Genomic DNA, 16,552 nt, shown 5'->3' on the forward strand with positions numbered 1-16,552 from the left:
TACCGCTCAGGCGTTCCGGCCCTCGACTTCCCGCGCCCGGCCACGCTGACCCTCACCGGGCACCTGCCGCTCGGAGTCGTGACCGGGCGGCGCTTACCCGGCGGCGGCGCAGCCGATGACGTCCTTGACTACGCGACCGCCCACGACGACGAACGGGGGATCCAGCAGCGCGTCGACGCCGGACCGCGGGTCGGCATCGACCGCGATCAGGTCGGCCAGGTATCCGGGCTTGACCGCGCCCGCCTGCGCCAGTCCGGCGGCGCGCATTCCGGCCTCCGTGGCCGCCGCCAGCGCCTGCCGTACGGACAGGCCCGAGGCGACGAGTCCGCGCAGGCCGTCGACGACCCCGCCGACGTGCGGGTGGCGAGGGATGCCCGAGTCGGTCCCGGCGAGGATCGGCACCCCCGCGGCGTGGAGCTGGGCCACCCAGCCGCCCCTGACGTCGAGGGAGATGGGATGGGTGTGCGCTCCGGCGAGCCCCAGCGTCGGACAGACCCCGGTCCCGGCGCCCACCAGATCGCGGACCACGGCCGCGTCGTAGCCGTCCCCGCCCTCGGGCGAGATGAACGTCGCGTGCTCGACCGAGTCGACCCCCGCGGCGGCCGCCGCCCGGACGCCCACCGTCGACAGGGCGTGCGCGGCGACGGTGACCCCGAGCCGGTGCGCCTCGTCGACGATCGCCGCGAGGGCCGCCTCGGACACCTCGAAGCGCAGCGGGTCCGTACCGGGGGTCATGCGACCGCCGGTGACCATGACCTTGACGAGGTCGGCCCCGGCCTCGATCTCCTCCTGTACGGCGGCCCGCGCACGCTCGGGCCCGTCGACCTCGTTGCCCATGAACCAGCAGTGCCCGTTCGGCCGGGTCAGCGGCCGGCCGGCGACCATCAGGCGGGGGCCCGGCGTCGTCCCACTCCGGATCTCGTCGCGGATCCGCGCGGAGAGTCCGCGCGGCGCACCGAGGTCCCTGGCGAAGGTGACCCCGCTCTCCACCAACTGCCGCGCTGACAGCCGCATCCCGTCGAGCTGCGCCTGCTCGTCCCTGGCGAGCATGCTCGCCACCGGGTCGTTCCCCGCGTCGAAGGCCAGGTGCACGTGCGCGTCCATCAGCCCGGGAAACAGGACGCGTCGGCCGAGGTCCACGACCGCGGCCGCCTCGTCGGCCGGCGCGTCGACGGTCGGCCCGACCCAGACGATCCGGTCGTCTTCGACGAGGACGGTCGCGTCGGCGACGGCTTCGTCGGCGAGCACGTCCGTGATGACGGTGGCGGCCCTGAACGCGATCCTCATGTGATTCCCTGATCTCCTTCGACGCCGCCTTCGCGGTATCCCAAGCTCTGTGACACGGCCGTGGCGGTGTCCTGGACGGCGGCGGACAGGCTGGCCAGCCGCCGCTCGTCCACCGCCTGCTCCAGCACCGTCACGCAGACGCAGTACCGCACCGATCCGTCGGTGTCCCAGACCGGTGCCGACACGCCGACCGTGTGCGGCGTGATCTCCCCGTCGCTGACCCAGACCCCTTCGGCCCTGATCCGGTCGAGCATGTCGCGGATGGCCGCCGGGTCGGTCGGCGTCTGGTCGGTGTAGCGCGGCAGCGGCGCGGCGAGAACCTCCTGGACGAACCGCTCGTCCTGGAAGGCGAGCATGGTCTTCCCCGCTCCGGCGTTCAGGCCGATGGTGTCACCGATCTCCACGGTCACCGCGGTCTCCGCGTTGATGTCCAGCCGCTCGACGCAGACGTAGCGGTGGCCCCGGAGCGTGTAGAAGAGCACGACCTCCCCCGTCTGCTCGGCCAGACGGATCAGGTGCCGGCGGGCGGCCGTCCGCGGGGCACGCCGCCCGGCCGCCCGGCCGAGCGCCACCGCGGCGGGGCCGAGGGAGTACGAACCGCGGGCTTCGGCCTGCTCCAGGAACTGCCGTGCCTCAAGAGACCGGACGATCCGGTGCGTCACCGCCTTGTGCATGCCCAGGTGCTTGGCCAGATCGGAGACACGCCACTCGGCCTGCCCCACGAAGGCCTCAAGCACGGTCAGCACCCGGTCCACGCCCTGCAACGACGCGGGCTTGACAGGCCCCTCCACCACGTCTTCCTCCAACCGCGAGTCAGCTCCGAGGATCATCGCGTCCATTCTCGATCATCGCGATCGGCCCCCGGGCTCGTTCATCGGAGGTCGCCGACGAGTGATCCGACGTGTTCGATCTCCGACTCGGTGTTGTAGTAGTGCACCGATGCCCGTACGACACTGGCCAGACCCCGTGACGGCAGGTCCCACTGCGACGACGTGGACTTCGAGACGCTGACGTTGACTCCCTTGCCGGCGAGAGCCGGCCTCACGTCATCGGGCGTGACACCTTCGACGGTGAACGACACGATCCCGCACCGGCTCTGCCCGAGGTCGTGAACCCGCACCCCCTCGACACCGGTGAGCGTCCGCCGCAGCAGGTCGCCCAGCGCGAGAACGCGGGCCTCGATCGCGTCCATCCCCAGAGCCAGGGCGTAGTCTACGGCCGCTCCCAGGCCGACGACCGCCGCGTAGTTCTTCTCCCACGTCTCGTAACGTCGGGCGTCGGGGTTCATCTCGTACGCGGTGGGTGACGTCCACACCGCGGAGCCGTTGTCGAGCACGGCCGGCTCGAACGCGTCCATGGCGTCCTCCCGCACGTACAGGAAGCCCGTACCGCGCGGCCCCCGCAGGTACTTGCGGCCCGTTCCGGTCAGCACGTCGCACCTGAGTTCGCGGACATCGAGGTTCAGGTGCCCGACGGACTGGCAGGCGTCCAGCAGGAACGGCACCCCGGCGGCCTCGGCCAGCGCGCCGACCGCCGCCGCCGGGTTGATCAGGCCGCCCTGGGTCGGGATGTGCGTCATCGACACGAGCTTGACGCGGTCGTCGCCCAGTTCCCTCTCAAGCTGGTCGAGGTCGATCTGCCCGCTCGCATCGTTGCCGACGACCCGGGTCTCGACGCCGAAGCGCTTCGCCTGCTGCAGGTAGGCGATGGCGTTGCTTCCGTACTCCGACTGGCAGGTGAGGATCCGGTCTCCCGGCGTGAACCGCATGCCGTAGAACACCATGTCCCAGGCATGCGTCGCGTTGTCGGCCAGCGCGATCTCCGACGGCCTGGCTCCGATCAGGGAGGCGAGCGAGGTGTAGGTCGCCTCGATCTGCTCGGATCGCTCCCTCTGGACCTCGTATCCGCCCCGCGACGCCTCGTTCCGCAGGTAGTCCGTCATCGTGTCGACGACGGCCGCGGGGGGCAGGGAGCAGCCGGCGTTGTTCAGATGGATGAGGTCCCGGCAGCCCGGGGTCTCGTCGCGCACCCGTTCGACGTCGATGCGGTTGTCCACTGTTGTGTCAGCCTCGCTTCAAGAATTCTCGTGCCCGCGCCGTACGCGGATCGGTGAGCACGGTGTCCGGGTGGCCTTCCTCGACGATGACGCCTTCGTCCATGAAGCACACGTGATCGGCGACGTCACGGGCGAAGCCCATCTCATGGGTGACGACGATCATCGTCATGCCCTCGGCGGCGAGGTCGCGCATGACCGAGAGCACCTCGCCCACGAGCTCGGGGTCCAGCGCGGACGTCGGCTCGTCGAAGAGCATGACCTTGGGCTTCATCGCCAGGGCCCGGGCGATGGCGACGCGTTGCTGCTGCCCGCCCGACAGCTCGTTGGGGTAGTGATCGGCGCGCTCGGCGAGGCCCACCCGGTCCAGCAGTCCCATGGCCAGGTCGCGGGTCCGCTCCTTGTCGGCGCGGTTGACGCGGAGCGGCCCGGACATGACGTTCTCCAGCGCGGTCATGTGCGGGAAGAGGTTGAACCGTTGGAAGACCATGCCGATCTGGCGGCGCTGGTCGGCGATCTCCTTCTCCGGCAGCGGGATCACGTGATCCCCGTCGATCCGCAGGCCGATCAGCTCGCCGTCGACCCAGACCTCGCCCTCGTCCGCCGGCTGCAACCCGTTGATGCAGCGGAGCAGGGTGGACTTGCCCGAGCCGGAGGGGCCGATCAGGCAGCTGACCGATCCCCTGGACACGGAGTAGTCGACTCCCTTGAGGACGTGCACGGAGTCGAACCGCTTCTGGATCCCCCTCAGGACGATCATGGGAGTCTCCACTAGGCCTCCTTGAGCGCGACGGCGTCGCTCGTCCCGGTCGCGGCCCGCGGGCGCGACCTCGGCACGTAGCCCTTCGAGTACCTGCGTTCCAGCAGCGACTGGAAGTAGCTGAGGAGCGAGGTGAGGAGGAGATACCAGAAGGCCGCGACGATGAGGAGCGGGATCGTCTGGTAGTTCAGCGCGTAGACGACCTGGGCACTGTGCAGGAGATCCGCCAGGCCGATGACGCTGACCAGCGCGGTGTTCTTGAACGTGGTCACCAGCTGGTTGGCGGTGGGCGGGATGATGGTGCGTACGGCCTGCGGCAGGATGATCCCGAAGACCTTGCTCGGCCGCATGCCGAGCGCCTGAGCCGCTTCGTACTGGCCTCGGTCGACTCCCAGCAGGCCGCCGCGCACGATCTCGGCCATGTACGCGCCCTCGTTCAGCGACAGCGCGAGCACCGCGGCGGTCCACGGCGTGACGAGGGCGTTGGCGTCGATGCCCGCCAGTGTCGGGCCGAACGGCACGCCCAGCGAGATCCGCGGGAAGAGGGCCGCGATGTTGAACCAGAAGATGACCTGGATCAGCAGCGGCGTGCCGCGGAAGAACCAGATGTAGGCCCACGCGCCCCGGGCGACGAACGTGTTCGTGGACGTCCGCATGACCGCCAGGATCACGCCCAGGACGGATCCGACGACCATCACGACCGCAGTGAGCTCCAGCGTCAGCAGGAGCCCGTCGAGAATGACGGCGCTGAAGAGGTACTGCCCGACGACCGGCCAGCCGAAGTTCGGGTTGGTCAGGACCACGTCGGCCAGCGCGAGCGCCAGGAAGAGCATCACGGCGATGACGACGTACCGCCATGGGCTTCTCTTGGGATTCCGGCGGGGCCTCAGACCGGGCCCTTCGGTGACGTTCATGGGTTCGATCACCTAGCCCTTGAGCTGGCCGAGCTCGGCGGCCGGAAGCGCGTAGCCGGGCATCCCCCACTTCTCATAGATCTTGTTGTATTCGGGGAGCCCGTGGAGGACCTCCATCGCCTTGACGACCGCCGGTGTCAGCTCGGAGCCCTTGACGACGGCCATCCCGCCGGTCGAGGTCAGGTTGGACTCGTCCTGCAGCACCTCGAACTTGGTGTCCTGCGTCTTCTGCGCGTAGCCCAGGACCGGACCGTCGGCCATGACCGCGTCGATGCGGCCGCTCGACAGGGCCAGCAGCACCTGGCTCTGGTCCGGCAGTTCGACGGGCTTGATGGCCGGCTGGCCCTGGCTTGTGCACGCCTCCTCGCTGAGCTTCGGCAGCCGGGTCGTGGCCTGGAAGGATCCGACGCCGACGCCCACCTGGAGGCCGCAGAGCGTCTTCGAGCTGAGGCCCTTCGGATTGCCCGCGGGTACGGCGATCGCGGAGCCGCCCTTGGTGAAGGCGACCATGTCGAGGACCTCGAGCCGCTCCGGGCTCGGTGACATGGAGGCCACGGCCATGTCGTACTTCTTCGACTGCAGTCCGGGGATGATGCCGTCGAGCGGGATGGACACGAGCGTCGGCTCGACCCCCATCGTCCTGGCGAGCGCGCGCCCGATGTCGGCGTTCAGCCCCAGGCTCGTCTTCCCGTCGGGAGAGATGAACGACGTGGGCGGAGCGCCCGCAGTGAGGACAATCGTGATCTTCTTCGACTGCTTCATCCCCGCGGGAAGCAGAGCTTCGACCTCCGGGTTCGGCTGGATCTGCGGGAAGGCATCGGCTTGCTCGAAGGCCGCCCCGCCGGTCTTCCCCTGATCACCCTGAGGGGCATCGGTGGGCGTCGAACAGCTGACGAGCGCGACTGCGGACACCAACGTCGCCGTGGCGACCTTCACCCTCTTCACGGGCGCTCACATCCCTCAGACAGTCTCTTTGAGAGAGACAACGTATCGCGGAGAGAGACGCTATTGGAGCCGACTCAGCATGGTCAAGAGCCCGGCCGCATACTGGGACGAAATGGCTGGTCCGGCGCATCCGCGGCTGCCCGACCTACCCGGTGCGGGCGATCACGGGGATACGGCCCACCGCCTGGTCGAGGTGCCGGGCGTGCCGGCGGGCTTCGGCCGGCGCGCTCACAGACGGCTGGGAGCGCTTGGCGAGACGCTGAAGTCGCTCGCGGCGACGGTGAGCGAGGCGCAGGTTCTGGTCGGCGAAACCCGCGCCGCGCTCACCACGCACGTCCGCGACGACGCTGTCACGGACGGGTGAGGCGGACCGACGTCAAAGACTGGCCAGTGCCTGGGTGGGCGGCGTGCGGGCCGCTCTGATGGCCGGGTAGAGTCCGGCGATTCCGCCGATGATCAAGGTCGCCGCCAGTGCTCCGCCTGTGGCCCAGGTGGGCAGCACGGCGGGCCAGCCCTGGGCCAGGGCGTAGACGGCGGTGACCGCGGTGCCCAGCAATATGCCGCCCAGCCCGCCGAGCCCGGCCAGGAGTTGCGACTCCACCAGGAACTGCACCCGGATGTGGCCACGGGTGGCGCCGAGCGAGCGGCGCAGTCCGATCTCACCCCGCCGCTCCAGCACGGAGATGATCATCGTGTTGGCGACGCCGACCCCGCCCACCAGCAGCGCGACCCCGCCCAGGCCGAGCAGGAGCCCGGTGAACGCCATGTCGGCCGCTCGCTGGGCGGCGAGCGCCTCCGACGGGCGGCTGACCTTGACCTCGTGCGGGTCTTCGGGGTTGGCGGTCGCCGCCAGCAGGTCACGGACGGCGAGGACCTGATCGGAGGAGCCCACCTGAACGTAGATCGTCGTGGGGTGGCCCTCGAAGCCCAGGGTGGTCGCGATCTGCTCCCCGATGAGAGCGCTCACATCCAGTTCGGGGGCGAGCGGCGCCGATTCGAGTATCCCGGCCACGGCGAACCAGCGTCCGCCCAGCCAGACCCGCATCCCGGGGCTCGGCACGCCGAGCAGCTCGGCGGCGTGCGCGCCCAGCACGGTGACCGGATAACGGGCGGTGGCCGGGTTCAGCCAGGTGCCCTGCGCCAGCCGGGCCTTCGTGACCTCCAGCAGGTTCAGGCGGGCGGCGCGGACGCTGAGCCCCTTGCTCTCCCCCGCCGGGATCCGGTCGTTGCGGTAGACGTTGACATCGGCCAGCCGGGCGGCGGCGGAGACCTGTTCCACTGCGGTCAGTCTGCCGATCATGCCGACCGAGCCGGTCGGCAGCTCCGCCTGTCCCCCGGCCAGCTTGTCGCCGGGGCTGACGGTGAGCATGCCGGTGCCGAGCCGGTCCAGCGTCCGCTCCAACTCGGCGCGGCTGGAGGCGGAGATCCCCACCACGGCGACCATGGCCGCGATCCCGATCGCGATGCCCAGCACGGACAGCGTCACCCGCAGCGCACGGGCCCGCAGCCCGTGCAGCCCCACCCGCACGACGTCCTGCCCGCGCAACCGGGAGACCGGCAAGCCCGCCCCGACTGCCCGGGCCACGTCCTCCTCGCGCGACCGCGAAACGTGCACGCTCATACGATCCTCCCGTCCCGCAGCTCGATCCGGCGTGGCAGGGCAGCGGCCAGCTCACGGTCGTGGGTGATCACTACGACCGTGGTGCCGTCGGCATGCAGCTCGTTGAGCAGCTCGACCACGGCCTGACCGGCGACGGAGTCCAGGTTCCCGGTGGGTTCGTCGGCCAGCAGCAGCAGGGGTTCACCGACCACCGCGCGCGCCACCGCGACCCGCTGGCGCTCTCCTCCCGACAGCTCGTTCGGCCGGTGGGTCAGCCGGTGTCCCAGGCCGACCCGTCCCAGCGCCCGCTCGGCGCGCCTCCTGCGCTCCGACGGCGCGATGCCCCGGTACAGCAGCCCGTCGGCCACGCTGTCCACCGCGCTGACGCCGGGCGTCAGGTGGAACTGCTGGAACACGAAGCCGATCAGCCCGCCGCGCAGCCCGGACACCTGCCGGTCGCTCAGCGCGGCCACGTCGTGCCCGTCGATGCGCACCGTGCCCGAGCTGGGCTGGTCCAGCGTCCCCATCAGATGCAGCATCGTGGACTTGCCGGATCCCGACGGCCCCACGACGGCCGCCAGTTCGCCACGCCCGATCCGCAGGCTCACCTCGCTGAGGCCCACCGTGCCGTCGGGATAGACCCGGGACACCCGGTCGAACTCCACCGCCGGAACGCCCGCCATACCACTGCTTGCGACGGGTGTCATGCGGCGGGTACCCCGACTCGCGTTCCCTCCGTGACCTCGGCGCCGCTGATCTCCACCTTGCCCTGCGCGAACATGCCGACCTGTACGACGACCAGCTTGACCTGCGTGCCGGTGACGACCTGGACGCCGTACCCGTCGCCCGGCATCGCGACCAGCGCCTCCACGGGTACGGCGAGCACGCCCTTCTTGCCGCCGGCCGCGAGTTCGACCCGGACGGGCGCCTCGTCCATGCCGCGAACGGGCTTCTTCAGCCGTACGGTGACCGGAATCCGCGCCTCCCCCTTCTGGGGATCGGCCACGGCGACTCTGCCCACCTGGCTCACGACGCCCTGGACCGTGTTCCCGTCGGGCAGTTCCACCTGGACCCTGCCGCCGACCTTCGCCATCTTCCGCTGATCGGCGGGCAGGTCGAAGCTGACCACCTTGCCGGTGCCGGTGTACTCCAGGATCGCCCCGGACACGGGTCCACCCAGCTCACCCACCTGCCGGGCGATCCGCACCGGCCCCGCCACGACGACCGCCTGGTCCGCGGTGACGACGCCCGTCTGCGGGAGCCGCAGCGACCTCTGCCAGCGCTTGACGGCCCGCGCCGTCTCCCAGGTGTAGGAATCGTCCATGGTGAAGCCGTCGTAGCCGAGCGCGGCCAGGTTGCGTTCGAGCAGCGCGACGTCCTTGCCCTTGACGCCCATCTTGAGGGGCCGCCACAGCGGGGTCCGGCCCCAGAGCGCGACGACCGCGTGGTCGTCCACCCGGTACAGCGGTCTCCCCCGCTTCACCACCGCGCCGTCGCCCGCCACCCACGTCAACGTGCCGGGCGCGCGCCCGCGCACGACCGTGGCCGGTCCGTAGCCGAGCCGGCCGTCGACCGTGGTCGTCTCGGTCAAAGTCGTCCGCTCGACGGCCGCCGTGGACAGCGGCGACCGCACCGTTGTGGGCGTTTCCGCAGCGGTGGTGGGCACCATCGCCCAGACGGTGACGGCCGCGCAGCCCAGCACCAGGACGCCTCCGCCCACCCAGACCCATCTCATGAATTGTTCGCTTTCGCGCCACCGCTGTCGCAGACCCGCCCGGCGGCCTCCACCTTGGTGCGGAACTCGTCGTCGGGCAGCTTCTTTCCGTCCGAGGTCAGCCCGGTGACCTCATACTTTCCCGTCTCATCGGGATCCCCGATCCGCAGCCCGGTCTTCTCGCGTAGGCAGCGGACCAGTGCTCGGACCTTGTCCAGCTCGTCGGGCGTGAGTTGCTTGCCGCTCTCCGTGAAGCCGGTGAGCTTGCCGCACTTCTCCATCGCCGCGTTGATCTTGGGCTGATCCTCTTTCTTGGCGTTTTCCGGCCCCAGCTTGACAGGCTCTCCGAGAACCGGGTCCTTCATGTCGATCCCGTTCTCTCGCATGCATTTGGCGAACTTCAGCGGACCGTCTTCGAACGCTTTCCGCGCAGCGACGTCATCGGACCCACCCGCCGCACAGCCTGCCACCAGGAGGAGCGCCAGCCCGCCCAACCAGAACCTCATCGTTCCTGCCTCACCGAATAGGGACCAACAGGTCCACAAGGTCATCCCAGAAGTAGACAATAGTTGTCAATGCCGCCACCGCGACCGCGATAATCGCAATTCCTTCGAATTTCAGCGAGCCGGACGAGAACGCCTCACCGACGGCTCCCAGCAGCGCGGCACCCATCAGCAGGACATTGCGCACGACGTGACGTCCACCGAGGTTCGCGCTCTGCTTGCCGAAGCAGTTACAGGAAGCCCGCTGCCCGCGCGACATCGCCCGCACGATGACCACGGTGAACGCCAGGAGCAGGGCGATGGCCGACACCAGACCCAATCGGGGCGCCAGGGCCAGCAGAAACACCACCGTGACCTCGGCGGCGACCACGGAAGCCGCCATATGCCCGGCCAGCCGTGCCGGCGCGAGCTTCAGTGGAACCAACGACCTCGCGAAGGATCCGAGGTCGCGCAGCTTTCCGACGGAGGAAAGCACGAAAACCGCCATCAGTAACAACCGTGCGGCCAGCGTCAGATAGCTCATCTGGTCATCGGCCCTGTCATTGGCTCTGTGACAGTCGGCCGACTACGGTGCCTACAACCGGCTTTGCAGGAATGTAACCCATACACCGAGAATCCAGGCTTCCATCAGAGTTATCACCCAAAATGATGAGATGACCGGCAGGGACGTGAGCGCCCGAGGGAAGATTCGCCCGCTCTGCGAGTTCTGCGGAGATCGTGTCGCCCGCCACCCCCGCGACCCGTTTGACGATCAGCGGCGCCGTCGCCGGCTCACCGGGCGGGGCTCCGGCTCCCCAGCGGCCGAGTCGCCCGCGGTCGAGCACCACCACCCGCCCCGTACGCGCGACGCCCGGCGTACGGACGACGAGCAGCCGGTCCCCGTCGCGGTACGTCGGCTCCATACTGCCGCCTTCCACTTCGATGATCAGCAACCACCGCCGGGCGATCAGACCGGCGACCGCGCACGCCACGACGACCCACAGGAAGACGATCAACTGACCGGCTCCCGGTAGCCGGACGCCTGCAAGGTGAAGAGGCCCGCGTAACGGCCGCCGGCCGACATCAGCTCCTCGTGCGTGCCCTGCTCCACCACCTGCCCGGCGTCCAGCACGACCAGGTGGTCGGCATCGCGGACCGCGTTGAGCCGATGGGAGATCAACACGCTGGTACGGCCCTGCCGGAGCGTTCTGAGCCTGGTGTGGATGGCGTGTTCGGACTCAGCGTCCAGACCGGAGCTGGGCTCGTCCAGGATCAGCAGGTCACGGTCGCCGCGCAGCAGCGCTCTGGCCAGGGCCACCCGCTGCCACTGGCCGCCGGAGAGCATCACGCCGGTCCCCTCTTCCGCGGGAAGAAAGACGCGCGTCAGCGGGGTGTCGTAGCCGCCCGGCAGCGCGGCCAGGTCCTCGTGCACGCCCGCGTCCCGCGCCGCCTGCTCCAGCCGGCGCCGATCGTCCATCAGCGCGAGGTCGCCCAGGCCGATGTTCTCCCCGGCGGTCAGGTCGTACTCCATGAAGTCCTGGAACAGCACGCCCAGCCGTCGGCGCAACACCGTGGGATCCATGTCGCGCAGGTCGACGCCGTCCCACAAGATCGTGCCGCGTGTGGGGTCATAGAACCGGCAGAGCAGCTTGACCAGGGTGCTCTTGCCCGCACCGTTCCGGCCGACCAACGCGACGGCGGCACCGTACGGGATGGTGACGTCGACCCCCCGGAGGGCCCAGGGGTGGTCGGGCGAGTAGCGGAACCAGACGTCCTTCAGCTCGATGCCGCGCCGGAGCGGGGGGACAGGGGTGGCCCGCTCGGGGACCGGGAGATCCTGTGGCGCGTCCACCACCGCCCGGAAGTGCGCGAACAACAGCAGTTGCTGGTGGGCGGCGGCCACGTCACCCGCCATCTGGGCCAGACCGGTCTGCACCCCACCGACCGCCGCGATGAACATGGCGACGTCGCCCGGAGTCAGCCGGCCGCTCCCGGCCTCCGCGATCGCCCACAGCAGGCCGGCGCCCGCGACCACGGCGGACAGCGGCGCCAGGCAGGTCTCCACGGCGAGCCCGCGCCGGTCCATCCGCCGCTGCGCCGCGTTGACAAGCCGCCGCTCGCGCAGCATCCGGTTCTGCAGCCAGGCGCCCAGGCCGAACAGCCGGACCTCCTTGGCCGCCCGGTCGTCGCTCAGCAGCATGCCGTAGAAGATCTCCCAGCGCTGCATGGGCACGACCTGCCACATCATCGCGGCCCTGCGCCGGGACAGCCACACCTCGGACACCAGCACGGGGAGCGCGGAGAGCACGACGATCCCGGCGATCAGCGGGCTCATGACGAACAAACCGGTCAGGAAGCCACCGACGACCAGCGTGCCGCGGACCACCTGCAGGCCCGTGTCGACCACCTGTCCCGGGGTCAGCCCTCCGGACTGGCGCGCGAGTTGCAGCCGGTCCAGGAACGCCGGGTCTTCGAAACGCGCCAACCCGGACAGCCGGTTGACCGCGCCGAACAACCGCTCCTGGGCCACCAGGCCGGTCGCCCGGTCCAAAGCGGTCCGGACATACTTCAGCACGCCGGGCATGAGGCTGGAGATCACCCCGACGACGGCCAGGCCGATCGCCAACGGAGCGAGCCGCTGCCAGACCGTACCCGCCGCCACCTCGTCGATCGTCAGTTTGGTCAGCCAGGCGACGCTCAAGGGCACGGCGGCGGAGCACAGGGTGGCCAGCAGATAGCCCAGCACCCGCAGCGGTCCGGACCGCCACGCCAGCGCGACGGCAAGGACCATCACACGCCCGCGGGCTTGAAGTCCGGCAGCATGTCCACTGTGCCCTCGGTCCCCCGGACGACGCCGTCACCCGCCACGACGAACGCCGGCACCACCGTGTTGACCCCGAACGCCCTGGCCACCGGACCACCCGGCGGCTCCAGGATCACGCGCACATTGCCGTCCAGCGCCGCGACCTTCTCCCGGACGGCCTCGGGATCGGCGCCGGTGTCGAACACAACGGCCCAGAATCGGGGTCCGTCCGCCGGATACCTGGCAGCGTAGGCCGTGAGCTGCGGAATCTGCTCCTCACATGGCTGGCAGCCGGGCGCGAAGAACGCCGCGACGACCAGGGGAGGCAGCTCACTCGATGAGAGTGTCTCACCCGCCGTGGTGACCGCCGTGAACTCGCCGACAGGATCGCCGGCCGATTTGGAGAACATCTCGGGCCTCGCCCGCTCGCTCAACAGCTCCGCGTGCTCCTTGAGTCGCCGGATGACGGCGACCGTCAAGAGCAGATTCACCAGGCAGAGCGCTCCGAGCAGGACCAGGGCAGCCACATTCCATGTCATCGGCAACCATCCTCAATAAAATGATGACGGCGTGTCGGCTTGATGAGAGCAGGCCGACACGCCTCGACATGCTCAGCTACGTACAGGTGGTGCAGGTCACCGTTCCCGAGCGGTAGCAGCAGGTCTGATGACCGGGGCGAGAGCAGGACCAGCACCAAACGCCCGAGCAGCAGGTCGCATACACCGTGCAGGTCACGTAGTCGCAGTCAGCGGCTGCGGCTCTGGCCTTCGGGACCAGCGCCGCCAGGACCCGGTCAGCCAGGTTCAGCATCGTTGTCATCGGAATGCCTCCCTAGTTGCAGCTCCCGCAGGAGTACCTTCCGCCGGGGTACGAGCAGCAGTACTGCCGGCCGGTGCGCCAGCAGGACCAGCAGTAGCTGCCCGAGCAGCAGGTCGCGTACACCGTGCAGGTCACGTAGTCGCATTCCGTCGCCGCGGCTCGAGCTCTCGGCACAAGGGCGGACAGGACACGGTCCCCCAGCGCCAACGCCGTCTTCATCGAAACACCCCCTTTCTCCGTCAGTGACGTTGGGAGTCATCATGAGCTACTGGCGATTCCCTGACTATTGGCCGTTCCGCCATGGCGGGTCAGCCAATTGACGATTTCCGATCCGCGATGCACAGCGAATCCGACCATTGCGGCCTGTATGCGTCCTGTTACTTGCAGTTTGCAGAGGATGCTGGCCGTGTGGGCGCGCGCGGTGCGATGAGTAATGGAAAGATGCTCGGCTATCTGCTGATCTGTGAGCCCATGGGCAAGCAGCATCAGCACTTCTTGCTCGCGCCCGGAAAGATCAGTGATCCGCGACAGCGCCGACTCGACATCGAAACCCAACGGCAAATCAACGGACATTCACTCCGCCTTCACTCTCTTGCGCCGTCATCTGGCTCGAAAAAAACCTTGTTCTCCGATTGCCTTTGTAGTGACAACGCCGGCATCGAGGCCGGCCCGATGGCCAGCGGACAGCCGCCCTGACTCCAGCCTTTGAAGCCTCATGGCGCGAAGGTGATGGTGGCGCCTGCCGCAAATGTCAAGTAGGTCTTCCTGCGGTCCTTTCCGTCGGCGCCGGGGCAGCACGAACTCGCCCACTCCAAGGGAAGGCGGAAATTCCCGCCGGTCCATTCCCGTCCGGGGGTGGCCGCCCCTCTGCCGACGGCCCCGTTCAGTGCCTCATCAGTTGACTGAGCTCATGTTCAATGGACTGAGAGTTCGTGTCAAGATCGAGCCCTGAGCCTCGAAGCGAACACACGCGGTTACCGATACCGCTTCAAAAACTCGCGACAGGGACCTTAAGGACACCGGAAGGGGACCGTAAGGGACGTCCGGCAGTGTGGATCTCCTCGGAAGCGATCCACGAAGCCCTGTGAGGGAGGCCATGACGAAGACCGCCGAGTTCGAGATCCAGGCCTGAAGCGTTCTCATGTCGCGAGACCAATTGACGCGCTCCCCAGCCTGAAGGCTGGAGATTCAGCCCGTGCCGCTTCATGCGGCACCTCTGCGGCTTCCTGCTTCATCGGGCTGTGCCACCCGGTGGGGTGGTCTTACCTGCCCTCCACCGGGACGGCACGCGCCGTCCCGCCCACGAGTGTGGGAGGCGTTTAACCTCTCCGCCCGTCCGGCGGCCAGGATGTTCTTCGCCGCGTTCACGTCCCGGTCGTGGACCGCCCCGCACGGGCAGATCCACGACCGGACGGAAAGCGGCATGGACTCGGCGAGCGCTCCGCATTCGGAGCACAGCTTGGAGGAGGGGAACCACCGGTCGATCCGGTGGAAGGTCCGCCCGTACAAGCGGGCCTTGTACTCCAGCATGCCGATGAAGGATGACCAGCCCGCGTCGTGCACGCTCTTGGCCAGCCTGGTGCGCGCCAGTCCCACGACGGCCAGATCTTCCACGATCACCGTTTGGTTCTCACGGATGATTCTTGTGGATTCCTGGTGGTGGAACTCGCGGCGCGCGTCGGCGACCTTGGCGTGCTGGCGGGCAACCGCCGTACGGGCTTTGGCCCGGTTGTTCGATCCTTTACGCTTGCGGGACAGCGCCCGCTGGAGTCGCTTGAGTTTCTTCTCGGCTCGGCGCAGGAAACGTGGAGCGTCGATCTTCCGCCCGTTCGACAGAACTGCGAAGTGCCCTAAGCCCAGGTCGATGCCGGTCTCAGCGCCGATCGGCGGGAGGGGTTGTTCGGCGACCTCGACGACGAATGAGGCGAAGTACCGCCCGGCTGCGTCCTTGACCACCGTGACCGAGGATGGGTCGGCGGGCAGGGTGCGCGACCAGCGGACCTCCACATCGCCGATCTTCGGCAGGCGCAGTTTCCCGCCCGCAGTGATGGAGAACCGGGCGTTGCGGGTGAAGCGGATCGCCTGCCGGTTGTCCTTACGGGACCGGAAGCGGGGCGGGGCGACCTTACGCCCCTTCCGCGTGCCCGCCAGGGAGGCGAAGAAGTTGCGGTAGGCGGTGTTCAGGTCGGCGAGCGCCTGCTGCAACACCACGGCGGAGACCTCGCCCAGCCAGGAGCGCTCCGGCGTCTTCTTCGCCTCGGCGATGACCTGCCTGGACAACTCCCCGTCCGAGACATACGGCAAGCCGGCCGCGTGGGCGTCCCGGCGTGCGCGCAACCCGTCGTTGTACACCACCCGAGCGCACCCGAACGCCCGAGTCAGCGCTTCACGCTGGACGGGAGTCGGGTACAGGCGGACGTTGTACCGGAGCTGCACACCGTGACCATACCCTTGGTCTATAGCCGAGCGTGGAGATATCAGAACAGGCAGGCATTGCGTTTTCGGCCTGCACGCCCACTTGGTTTTCCTCACCAAGTTCCGGCATCCGGTGTTCACCGGCACCCACCTGGAACGCATGAAGCAGATCACGCGGGACGTGTGCGCCGACTTCGAGTGCAAGCTGGCCGAGTTCAACGGCGAGGCCAATCACGTGCATCTGCGGGTGAACTTCCCGCCCAAGGTCGCCCTGTCCAGGCTCGTCAACTCACTCAAAGGCGTGTCCTCCCGGCGGATGCGCACCGAGTTTCCCGACCTGGCCCGCCACTACTACCAGGCGAACAAGCTGTGGTCGGGCTCCTACTTCGCCGGGAGCGTGGATGGTGCGCCGATCAGCGTCCTGCGCCAGTACATCGAGCAGCAGAACCGCCCTGTCTGAGCCACCCAGACACCGATCCGCCTTGACGGCGAATCGGCTTTTCCTGCCCCTCTACGTGGGAGAGTCCGCTTCACCCCCGGCCTGAAGCTGAAGGCCGGAGCACTACGGACGATCCCGGTAGCTGAAGGCCATCAATGGGGTGGCTGCGGTGATGGTCGGTGGCGGCGGCGATGTTGGTGTCCCCGTCATCAGAGGATGTTGCCGCCATACTCTCCTCGCCGGGACTTGGCCTTTGCCGCGCACTGCCCAGCGCAGGTGAAGTCGGGGGTTCAGTACCCCGGCCCCTCTACGGAGGGGCCG

At 68.8% G+C, this 16,552-nt stretch carries 19 protein-coding genes and 1 pseudogene; 2 read left to right on the top strand and 18 right to left on the bottom strand.

The window, feature by feature from the left end:
* Positions 1–93: 93 nt before the first annotated feature.
* The 6 genes from QSK17_RS22535 to QSK17_RS22560 are packed head-to-tail and all read right to left on the bottom strand — an operon-like array spanning position 94 to position 5,959.
* The gene (locus QSK17_RS22535; RefSeq protein WP_285707061.1) at positions 94–1,287 is read right to left on the bottom strand and encodes an amidohydrolase family protein; all 1,194 of its coding nucleotides are present in this window, start codon (positions 1,285–1,287) and stop codon (positions 94–96) included.
* On the bottom strand, positions 1,284–2,117 hold the full coding sequence (locus tag QSK17_RS22540; RefSeq protein ID WP_285707062.1) for an IclR family transcriptional regulator: 834 nt from the start codon (positions 2,115–2,117) through the stop codon (positions 1,284–1,286). Before QSK17_RS22540 ends, QSK17_RS22535 begins: the two co-directional genes overlap by 4 nt.
* A gap of 41 nt (positions 2,118–2,158) precedes the next feature.
* Positions 2,159–3,343, bottom strand: a complete 1,185-nt coding sequence (locus QSK17_RS22545) for an aminotransferase class V-fold PLP-dependent enzyme (protein WP_285707064.1) — start codon at positions 3,341–3,343, stop codon at positions 2,159–2,161.
* Between the two features lie 7 nt (positions 3,344–3,350).
* Complete coding sequence (locus QSK17_RS22550; protein WP_285707065.1) at positions 3,351–4,100, bottom strand: amino acid ABC transporter ATP-binding protein; 750 nt, start codon at positions 4,098–4,100, stop codon at positions 3,351–3,353.
* 11 nt (positions 4,101–4,111) lie between these two features.
* Complete coding sequence (locus QSK17_RS22555) at positions 4,112–5,014, bottom strand: amino acid ABC transporter permease (RefSeq protein ID WP_285707066.1); 903 nt, start codon at positions 5,012–5,014, stop codon at positions 4,112–4,114.
* A 12-nt stretch (positions 5,015–5,026) separates the two neighbouring features.
* On the bottom strand, positions 5,027–5,959 hold the full coding sequence (locus tag QSK17_RS22560; RefSeq protein WP_285707068.1) for a transporter substrate-binding domain-containing protein: 933 nt from the start codon (positions 5,957–5,959) through the stop codon (positions 5,027–5,029).
* Between the two features lie 112 nt (positions 5,960–6,071).
* Between QSK17_RS22560 and QSK17_RS22565 the strand changes: the two genes are divergently transcribed.
* On the top strand, positions 6,072–6,323 hold the full coding sequence (locus QSK17_RS22565; RefSeq protein ID WP_285707069.1) for a hypothetical protein: 252 nt from the start codon (positions 6,072–6,074) through the stop codon (positions 6,321–6,323).
* Between the two features lie 12 nt (positions 6,324–6,335).
* On the opposite strand, the gene QSK17_RS22570 is transcribed toward QSK17_RS22565, so the two are convergent.
* The 12 genes from QSK17_RS22570 to QSK17_RS22625 all read right to left on the bottom strand — a co-directional run bounded on the left by QSK17_RS22570 (position 6,336) and on the right by QSK17_RS22625 (position 15,813).
* The gene (locus QSK17_RS22570) at positions 6,336–7,580 is read right to left on the bottom strand and encodes an ABC transporter permease (RefSeq protein ID WP_285707070.1); all 1,245 of its coding nucleotides are present in this window, start codon (positions 7,578–7,580) and stop codon (positions 6,336–6,338) included.
* Positions 7,577–8,242, bottom strand: a complete 666-nt coding sequence (locus QSK17_RS22575; RefSeq protein WP_285707071.1) for an ABC transporter ATP-binding protein — start codon at positions 8,240–8,242, stop codon at positions 7,577–7,579. The genes QSK17_RS22570 and QSK17_RS22575 overlap by 4 nt, the downstream gene beginning before the upstream one ends.
* A 20-nt stretch (positions 8,243–8,262) precedes the next feature.
* Positions 8,263–9,294, bottom strand: a complete 1,032-nt coding sequence (locus QSK17_RS22580) for a peptidoglycan-binding protein (RefSeq protein WP_285707072.1) — start codon at positions 9,292–9,294, stop codon at positions 8,263–8,265.
* The gene (locus QSK17_RS22585; protein WP_285707073.1) at positions 9,291–9,767 is read right to left on the bottom strand and encodes a hypothetical protein; all 477 of its coding nucleotides are present in this window, start codon (positions 9,765–9,767) and stop codon (positions 9,291–9,293) included. Before QSK17_RS22585 ends, QSK17_RS22580 begins: the two co-directional genes overlap by 4 nt.
* 22 nt (positions 9,768–9,789) lie before the next feature.
* Positions 9,790–10,299 carry a MauE/DoxX family redox-associated membrane protein gene (locus tag QSK17_RS22590; RefSeq protein ID WP_285707074.1) on the bottom strand — a complete coding sequence of 170 codons (510 nt, stop codon included), beginning with the start codon at positions 10,297–10,299 and terminating at the stop codon, positions 9,790–9,792.
* 16 nt (positions 10,300–10,315) lie between these two features.
* Complete coding sequence (locus QSK17_RS22595) at positions 10,316–10,771, bottom strand: S26 family signal peptidase (protein WP_285707075.1); 456 nt, start codon at positions 10,769–10,771, stop codon at positions 10,316–10,318.
* On the bottom strand, positions 10,768–12,546 hold the full coding sequence (locus tag QSK17_RS22600; RefSeq protein WP_285707076.1) for an ABC transporter ATP-binding protein: 1,779 nt from the start codon (positions 12,544–12,546) through the stop codon (positions 10,768–10,770). The genes QSK17_RS22595 and QSK17_RS22600 overlap by 4 nt, the downstream gene beginning before the upstream one ends.
* Positions 12,546–13,097: a TlpA disulfide reductase family protein gene (locus QSK17_RS22605; RefSeq protein ID WP_285707078.1), complete on the bottom strand. Its 552-nt coding sequence runs from the start codon at positions 13,095–13,097 to the stop codon at positions 12,546–12,548. The genes QSK17_RS22600 and QSK17_RS22605 overlap by 1 nt, the downstream gene beginning before the upstream one ends.
* Before the next feature lie 76 nt (positions 13,098–13,173).
* A complete protein-coding gene (locus QSK17_RS22610) occupies positions 13,174–13,377 on the bottom strand; it encodes a hypothetical protein (protein ID WP_285707080.1) in 204 nt (67 codons plus the stop codon).
* Positions 13,378–13,389: 12 nt separating this feature from the next.
* Positions 13,390–13,596, bottom strand: a complete 207-nt coding sequence (locus QSK17_RS22615; RefSeq protein ID WP_285707082.1) for a hypothetical protein — start codon at positions 13,594–13,596, stop codon at positions 13,390–13,392.
* A gap of 39 nt (positions 13,597–13,635) precedes the next feature.
* A complete protein-coding gene (locus QSK17_RS22620) occupies positions 13,636–13,950 on the bottom strand; it encodes a response regulator transcription factor (protein WP_285707084.1) in 315 nt (104 codons plus the stop codon).
* A 630-nt stretch (positions 13,951–14,580) separates the two neighbouring features.
* Positions 14,581–15,813 (bottom strand): RNA-guided endonuclease InsQ/TnpB family protein, encoded by a 1,233-nt coding sequence (locus tag QSK17_RS22625; protein ID WP_285707085.1) that lies wholly within the window; start codon positions 15,811–15,813, stop codon positions 14,581–14,583.
* Positions 15,814–15,835: 22 nt separating this feature from the next.
* Between QSK17_RS22625 and tnpA the strand changes: the two are divergent.
* A pseudogene (gene tnpA / locus QSK17_RS22630) lies at positions 15,836–16,278 on the top strand (IS200/IS605 family transposase).
* Positions 16,279–16,552 lie beyond the last annotated feature (274 nt).

This window comes from Microtetraspora sp. NBRC 16547 (assembly GCF_030268965.1).
Taxonomy (GTDB): domain Bacteria; phylum Actinomycetota; class Actinomycetes; order Streptosporangiales; family Streptosporangiaceae; genus Microtetraspora.

Bases quoted from the DNA above. Each gene is read 5' to 3' on its own strand.
- QSK17_RS22535 (WP_285707061.1), bottom strand. From the start codon at position 1,287: ATGAGGATCGCGTTCAGGGCCGCCACCGTCATCACGGACGTGCTCGCC.
- QSK17_RS22540 (WP_285707062.1), bottom strand. From the start codon at position 2,117: ATGATCCTCGGAGCTGACTCGCGGTTGGAGGAAGACGTGGTGGAGGGG.
- QSK17_RS22550 (WP_285707065.1), bottom strand. From the start codon at position 4,100: ATGATCGTCCTGAGGGGGATCCAGAAGCGGTTCGACTCCGTGCACGTC.
- QSK17_RS22555 (WP_285707066.1), bottom strand. From the start codon at position 5,014: ATGAACGTCACCGAAGGGCCCGGTCTGAGGCCCCGCCGGAATCCCAAG.
- QSK17_RS22565 (WP_285707069.1), top strand. From the start codon at position 6,072: ATGGCTGGTCCGGCGCATCCGCGGCTGCCCGACCTACCCGGTGCGGGC.
- QSK17_RS22570 (WP_285707070.1), bottom strand. From the start codon at position 7,580: ATGAGCGTGCACGTTTCGCGGTCGCGCGAGGAGGACGTGGCCCGGGCA.
- QSK17_RS22575 (WP_285707071.1), bottom strand. From the start codon at position 8,242: ATGGCGGGCGTTCCGGCGGTGGAGTTCGACCGGGTGTCCCGGGTCTAT.
- QSK17_RS22580 (WP_285707072.1), bottom strand. From the start codon at position 9,294: ATGAGATGGGTCTGGGTGGGCGGAGGCGTCCTGGTGCTGGGCTGCGCG.
- QSK17_RS22590 (WP_285707074.1), bottom strand. From the start codon at position 10,299: ATGAGCTATCTGACGCTGGCCGCACGGTTGTTACTGATGGCGGTTTTC.
- QSK17_RS22600 (WP_285707076.1), bottom strand. From the start codon at position 12,546: ATGGTCCTTGCCGTCGCGCTGGCGTGGCGGTCCGGACCGCTGCGGGTG.
- QSK17_RS22605 (WP_285707078.1), bottom strand. From the start codon at position 13,097: ATGACATGGAATGTGGCTGCCCTGGTCCTGCTCGGAGCGCTCTGCCTG.
- QSK17_RS22610 (WP_285707080.1), bottom strand. From the start codon at position 13,377: ATGACAACGATGCTGAACCTGGCTGACCGGGTCCTGGCGGCGCTGGTC.
- QSK17_RS22615 (WP_285707082.1), bottom strand. From the start codon at position 13,596: ATGAAGACGGCGTTGGCGCTGGGGGACCGTGTCCTGTCCGCCCTTGTG.
- QSK17_RS22620 (WP_285707084.1), bottom strand. From the start codon at position 13,950: ATGTCCGTTGATTTGCCGTTGGGTTTCGATGTCGAGTCGGCGCTGTCG.